This is a genomic window from Herbaspirillum sp. B65, assembly GCF_000333555.1.
In the GTDB taxonomy this organism is placed as follows: domain Bacteria; phylum Pseudomonadota; class Gammaproteobacteria; order Burkholderiales; family Burkholderiaceae_D; genus Herbaspirillum; species Herbaspirillum rubrisubalbicans.
In genome coordinates, this window is the sequence record NZ_BADI01000360.1 from 1 (window position 1) to 5,389 (window position 5,389).

General features: G+C 64.4%; 6 protein-coding genes. 4 read left to right on the forward strand and 2 right to left on the reverse strand.

Features of this window, described 5'->3' with window-relative positions; all coding sequences use genetic code 11:
• On the reverse strand, positions 1-619 hold a 619-nt coding region (locus I5W_RS08815; protein ID WP_044528945.1), incomplete at its 3' end, for an IclR family transcriptional regulator domain-containing protein.
• Positions 620-873: 254 nt separating this feature from the next.
• On the opposite strand from I5W_RS08815, the gene pcaH reads away from it, so the two are divergent.
• The 4 genes from pcaH to pcaCD all read left to right on the forward strand — a co-directional run bounded on the left by pcaH (position 874) and on the right by pcaCD (position 4,876).
• Positions 874-1,566, forward strand: a complete 693-nt coding sequence (gene pcaH / locus I5W_RS08820; RefSeq protein WP_017452567.1) for a protocatechuate 3,4-dioxygenase subunit beta — start codon at positions 874-876, stop codon at positions 1,564-1,566.
• Between the two features lie 17 nt (positions 1,567-1,583).
• Positions 1,584-2,096 carry a protocatechuate 3,4-dioxygenase gene (locus I5W_RS08825; protein ID WP_017452568.1) on the forward strand — a complete coding sequence of 171 codons (513 nt, stop codon included), beginning with the start codon at positions 1,584-1,586 and terminating at the stop codon, positions 2,094-2,096.
• Positions 2,097-2,196: 100 nt separating this feature from the next.
• Positions 2,197-3,564: a 3-carboxy-cis,cis-muconate cycloisomerase gene (pcaB, locus tag I5W_RS08830; RefSeq protein ID WP_044528946.1), complete on the forward strand. Its 1,368-nt coding sequence runs from the start codon at positions 2,197-2,199 to the stop codon at positions 3,562-3,564.
• Between the two features lie 49 nt (positions 3,565-3,613).
• On the forward strand, positions 3,614-4,876 hold the full coding sequence (gene pcaCD, locus I5W_RS08835) for a bifunctional 4-carboxymuconolactone decarboxylase/3-oxoadipate enol-lactonase PcaCD (protein WP_044528947.1): 1,263 nt from the start codon (positions 3,614-3,616) through the stop codon (positions 4,874-4,876).
• Between the two features lie 205 nt (positions 4,877-5,081).
• Here the strand turns inward: pcaCD and I5W_RS08840 are convergent.
• Positions 5,082-5,389, reverse strand: a 308-nt coding sequence (locus tag I5W_RS08840) for a hypothetical protein (protein ID WP_044528948.1), incomplete at its 5' end; no start/stop codon positions are given.

Below are 5,389 nucleotides of genomic sequence, written 5' to 3' on the forward strand. Positions count from 1 at the left end.
CCCGGGCGCGGGCGATCTCCAGGGCCAGGCGTTCGACGTCGGTGATGGTATGGGCCGTGATGGCCTCCGGCTGGGCCCGGGCCAGGAGGGTGTCCAGCTCGGCCGGCGCCAGGTTGGCCAGCAGGATACGGCCATTGGCGGTGCAGTAGGCCGGCACGCGGGTACCGGGCTGCAAGGTGGTCGAGACCAGTTGCCCGGCGCTCACTGCGGCCACGCACACCAGTTGGTCATGATCGAGCACGCCGCAGGAGGCCGCCTCCCCCAGCGAATACGCCAGCCGGTACAGCAAGGGCTGGACGATGCGCGGCAGGCGCGCCGAATGCAGGTAGGACTGCCCCAGCCGCAACACCATAGGGGTGAGCGAAAAGGTCTTGTTGTCGTGCCGCATGTAGCCCAGGTGGGTCAGCGTGATCAGGTAGCGGCGCGCCGCCGCACGGGTCAGCCCGGTCAGTTGCGCCACCTCGGCGATGGTCAGGCGCGAGCGCTCCTGATCGAAGGCTTCGATCACCTGCAAGCCCTTTTCCAAGCCCGCCACCAGGTCGCGCTTGAGCGGGCCGTCATCGATCTGGCCCGCCTCTGTCTCTGTCTCTGCCTCTGCTTCGATTCGCTCTTGCCTCATGCGTCCCCGCCCTGTGGATAAAACAACGTTCATGCCGTGCCGATGGATCGCAGGTACAGAAAATCGGCCATTTGTGCGATTTTCGCACAAAGCGGGCGAATGGCGAATATGCTGCGCTGCGTTGATCTTGAGGACCAGGGAAGGCTTGCCTACTATCTCTCCACACCCAAGCACGGCGCGCAAATCGCACATTCCGGCAGGCCAGGAATCCGAGCACGACGCCGCAACCACCACCGTCGATCTGAGGAGACCTCATGCAATTCGATGCCATCGAACCCGGTGTCTATCCGGAACTGATCTATCCCCCTTACAAGTCCACCGTCAAGCGTGGCCCCACCCAGGCGCCGCTGCGCGTGCGCGATGAGACCGCCACCGGCAGCAACCTGTTCGCCTCGCCCAAGCTGATCCTGCCGCACGACATGGACCTGACCAAGCAGGGCAAGGGCGAGCCGCTGGGCGAAAAGATCGTGGTCACCGGTCGCGTGCTGGACGAAGACGGCAAGCCGGTGCGCAATTCCCTGCTGGAAGTCTGGCAATGCAATGCCGCCGGTCGCTACTTCCACAAGAAGGACCAGCACGACGCCCCGCTGGACCCCAACTTCACCGGCTTTGGCAAGATGCTCACCGATGACAATGGCCGTTACCGCTTCGTCTCCATCAAGCCCGGCCCGTATCCCTGGGGCAACCACCACAAGGCCTGGCGTCCGGCGCACATCCACTTCTCGCTGTTCGGCAACGTCTATGCACAGCGTCTGGTGACCCAGATGTACTTCCCCAACGACCCGCTGTTCGCCTACGACCCGATCTTCCAGAGCATCCCCGACGAAGCCGCCCGCCAGCGCCTGATCTCGCGTTTCTCGCTGGAAGAAACGGTGGACGACAAGATGCTGGGCTATGAATTCGATATCGTCCTGCGCGGCCGCAACGCCACGCCCATGGGCATCTGAACAAGGCAGGAGAGCACATGAGCAACATCACCACTTCGCAAACCATCGGCCCCTTCCCGCACGAAGCCTGGGCCTGGGCCGTAGAACTGACTGCCCGCGTGGACAGCAGCGCACCGCAGGTCAAGATCAGCGGCGCCATCCTCGACGGCGACGGCGTACCCATCAACGATGCCTGGGCCGAAGCCTGGCTGCCTGGCAGTGCTGGCGCAGAAACTTCACATGCCATCCCTGGATATCGCCGCGTACCCACCGATGAGGAAGGAAAATTCACATTTTCGATTTCCCAGCCTCAGCCGCCCGCCGGCAAGCCGGTAGCCTACGTGACGGTGTTTGCCCGCGGTCTGGTCAAGCACCAGTTCAGCGCCGTGTTCCTGGAAGACGACCCGGCCCTGGCGCAATCGGCCCTGTTGGAACAAGTCCCGGCCGACCGCCGCGGCACCCTGATCGCCCGCAAGCAGCCTGACGGCAGCTACCTGTGGAACATCCACATGCAAGGCGCGCGCGAGACGGTATTCTTCGACTACATCTGAACGCCTGTTACGGCGTGATGATCCTGGGGATCCACAGGCTTTGGCCTGTCGGATCCCGCTTGCATTGGATCACGCCGGCTGGGCAAGCACTGGAGACTTCATGAGCGTTTCGATCTTCGACAGCTTCCTCACCACCTCCGAGATGATCGCGGTCTTCGACGACCAGGCGGTGGTGCAGGCAATGCTGCGCTTCGAACAGGTCCTGGCCGAAGCCGAAGCGGCCGAAGGCATCATCCCCGAAGCTGCGGCACGCGCCATTGCCAGCGTCTGCCGCGCCCCGCTCTACGACATCAATGCGCTGATCGTGGCCGGGCGCCGTGCCGGTGCCCTGGCCATCCCGCTGGTCAAGGAATTGCAGCGCACCGTGGCCCTCTACAGCGAACAGGCCGCCACTCACGTGCACTGGGGCAGTACCAGCCAGGACGTGCTGGACACGGCCATGGTGCTGGTCACGCGCGACGCCTTGCGACTGGTGGATGAGGAACTGGCGCAGCTATCGCGCCGACTGCTGGACCTGGCTCAATCCCATCTGGCCACCCCGGTACTGGCACGTACCCTGATGCAACCGGCCCAGGTCACCAGCCTGGGCCTGAAGTTCTGCAACTGGGCCGCGCCGCTGCTGCGCGCGCGGGCGCAATTGCAGGCGCTGGCTGAACGCGCCTTGCAATTGCAGCTCGGGGGCGCGGTGGGCACGCTGTCCGTGCTGGGCGAGAAAGGCCCGGCCGTGGCTGCGCGCATGGCCGCCGCGCTGCAATTGCAGGCCCCGCAAGCGGCCTGGCATACCCAGCGCGACGAATGGATCCGCTTGGGCACCGAGATGGCAGTGCTGGCCGGTAGCCTGGGCAAGATCGCCACCGACCTGTCGCTGATGGCGCAAGGCGAGATCGCTGAACTGGCCGAGCCTTCCGGCCATGGCCGTGGCGGTTCCTCGGCCATGCCGCACAAGCGCAACCCGGTCTCTTCCATGATCGCCCTGGCTGCCGCCGCGCGCGCCCCGCAACAGGCCGCCACCCTGCTGGCGACGATGTCGCAGCAGCACGAACGCGGCCTGGGTAACTGGCAAGCCGAACTGGCCGAATGGCCGGCCCTGTTCCTGGGCGTGCATGGCGCGCTGCGGGCGCTCAACGACGCCTTTGCCGGGCTGGTGATCGATGCGGCGCGCATGTTGCGCAACATCGATGCCCTACAGGGATTGGTGTTTACCGAATCCGCCTCCATCGCCCTGGCCGGCGTGATCGGCCGCCCGCGCGCCCATGCCCTGCTGGAACAACTGACCGCCAAAACCGTGGCCGCAGGCACGCAACTGGTCGATATGCTGGTACAAGCGGTGCAGGCCGATGCGCAGCTCGGCCGCGAGCTTGACCTCGACATGCTGCGCGCCTTGTTCGACCCGGTCGAGGCGACCCTGCCGGCGCGGCGCATTGCCGAACGCCAGCTCGACACCTGGCGCACGGTGCTGGCGCAGTAGATTGCCCTGGATAAACCACAACTACATCAACGAACAGAGAGAGAACCCCATGAGCTACGATCCGCTGGACCATGATTTCGAACGTGGAATGCGCAACCGCCGCAGTGTGCTGGGCGACCAATGGGTGGACCGGTCGGTGGCCAACGCCACCAACTTCAACGCCGACTTCCAGAACCTGATCACCCGTTTCGCCTGGCACGAGATCTGGGGTCGCCCCGGCCTGGAGCACAAGACCCGCCGCATCATCGTGCTGGCCATCACCATCGCCCTGGGGCGCTGGGAAGAATTCGAACTGCATGTGCGCGCCGCCTTGACCGGGGACGCCGCCACCCGGTTGACGCCGGATGAACTGAAGGAAGTGATGATCCAGGCCGCCGTCTACGCCGGCGTACCGGCCGGCAATACGGCCTTCACCCATGCCCAGAAGATCCTGCGCGAAGTGGGCGAGCAGATCGGTTACGTGGTGGCGCCCCAGGCGCCCACCGACAGCGTGCATCCCGGCGTGGGGCGGCAAGGGCGTACCGCGTCTTCGCCGGCGCTGCATTACACGCTGCGCGAGCCGCGCAACGGCAAGGCGCCGCGTCATACGGTGGTGCTGTCGCACGCCCTGGGTACGGACCTGATGATGTGGGATGGCCTGGCCAACCTGCTGGCCGCCGATTGCCGGGTGATCACCTATGACCATCGCGGGCATGGCAGTTCGGAGAAGGTCGATGGTCTCTACAGCATGGCCGATCTGGCCGACGATGCAGCGCGCCTGTTGCGTGAGCTCGATAGCGGACCGGTGGTGTGGGTGGGCTTGTCGATGGGCGGCATGGTGGGGCAGGAGCTGGCGTTGCGGCATCCGGCGCTGGTGCGCGCGCTGGTGCTGGCCAATACCACTTCAGGCTATCCACAGGCAGCGCGTGAAGCCTGGCAGCAGCGCATCACGACGGTGCGCGCCGAAGGTATCGAGGCGATTGCCGATGCGGTGATGGGGCGCTATTTCCATGAGGACTTCCGGGCGGCGCAAGCGGCGACGGTGGCGCGTTATCGTCATCGTCTGGTGTCGACCGATGCGGTGGGGTATGTGGGATGCTGTCATGCGGTGGGCACCGTGGATACGGCTGCGCGACTGGGGGAGATCAAGCTGCCGGCGCTGGTGATTGCGGGGGAGCTGGATCAGGGCACGCCGGTTTCCATGGCGCAGGTGTTGGTGGAGGGGATTGCCGGGGCGCGGCTGGAGGTGATTGCGAGGGCTTCGCATATCAGTGCGGTGGAGCAGCCGGGGGCGTTTGCTGAATTGGTTTGCGGGTTTATTGAGGGGCTTTGAAGTTCAGAGTTCAGAGCTCTGACTTCTGAGCTTTGAGTTCTTGGGTAGGCTGCACGGAATACTTTTCTGCGCTCTATCTTAACTGTGTTCCCTCTCCGGTCGGAACGAAGCGGCGAGGCAAAAGCGGACGGCCTTGCCGGCTCGCCTTCGGCCTCCCACTTGCTCCTACTCGCCTGCGGCTTTGAATGAGGTCATTCGCCTCACGCTACCTGTTCATCCAGACCTTGAAGTAGGCGTCGTTGGTACATCCCATCGCCTGGATCACTTTCTCGTTATCGAATCCGGCCAGCCGCTTTTGCATGGCCGCCAATAACGCTGGCTCTCCGCTTGCTCCTTGCGGATAGATGATAGCCGGCGTTCCATCTGCACCATGCAACCCCCAAAAGACATCTGACATCAAGGGTCCGTCATCCGTGGTCTGGATGCCAACCAGGCTCAGCTCAGCCCAATGGAGGGAGCGAACTTCGCCGTTGGGATAGGTCACGCGTACCTGCTCATCATCAAAGAAAATCA